Raw genomic sequence first — 944 nt, forward strand, 5'->3', positions numbered from 1 at the left:
AACTGGCTCTGTTGAATCACTAGACAGCAGCAGGATCGTTCGCTAAATCGAAGGAGTTGAAGCGGGAGACTTCAGTTGTTCATGACCCAAATCTCCCGCTTCACTGGTGAGATTGTCCCGATTGCTCAAAGAGTTACTGGCGATGGAGACGAATCCGCCGCCCCGGAAGGTGGCGGCGGATTCGCCGACTATGCTCTCGTTTCCTTGCATTGTCTGCGGATTTACCTCGATACGTCCTACCGAATGACGATTGACCTGCTCAGAGAGATGCCGCAAATAACCGGGGAGATCGGCCTCGAAACGGCCGATCTCCCCTCTCCATCCACGTTGTGTAAAGCGTTCGACCGGATTAGTATGAGCGTCTGTCGAGTGCTACTGCGCCAGTCGGCGCAGTTGCACGATCCGTCCAAACACGCCGCTATCGACGCCACATTCTACGAACGCTCAGCAGCGAGCCGCCACTACTGCCAGCGAATCAGCTACCGCGTTCAGAAGCTAAAAGTCACGAAACTCGTCGACACAGAGACGCAAGCCGTCCTTGACCTACACTGCTCGACGACTCGGGAAGGAAGCGACGCAGACCTCGCTGAGCAGATCGCCCGCCGGAACGCGGGCGATCTGCGGTCTCTTGCCGCCGATAAGGGCTATGACAAGCAGTCACTCCGCGAAGCACTGCGTGAACTCGGCATCAGACCACTCATCAAACACCGTATCTTCGCTCCCTACGACCACGCTCACAACGCCAGAATCGACAAACAACGCTACAATCAGCGCTCTATGACTGAAACCGTCAATTCGGCTGTGAAGCGCTCGCTCGGCTTCGCCGTGCGAGCGCGTTCCTGGTTCCGTGAGTTCCGAGAAATCGCGCTGATGTGTGTCGTCTATAACATTAAGCGCGCCGTCAAACAGTGAATTCTGCCGCCTTGTGGTGATTCAACACGGCC

Annotated in this window: 1 protein-coding gene; it reads left to right on the top strand. The window is 56.2% G+C overall.

The window, feature by feature from the left end; genetic code table 11:
- Positions 1-81: 81 nt before the first annotated feature.
- Positions 82-912 carry an IS5 family transposase gene (locus C437_RS14825; protein ID WP_004517800.1) on the top strand — a complete coding sequence of 277 codons (831 nt, stop codon included), beginning with the start codon at positions 82-84 and terminating at the stop codon, positions 910-912.
- Positions 913-944 lie beyond the last annotated feature (32 nt).

The organism is Haloarcula vallismortis ATCC 29715, from assembly GCF_000337775.1.
Classification (GTDB): Archaea; Halobacteriota; Halobacteria; order Halobacteriales; family Haloarculaceae; genus Haloarcula; species Haloarcula vallismortis.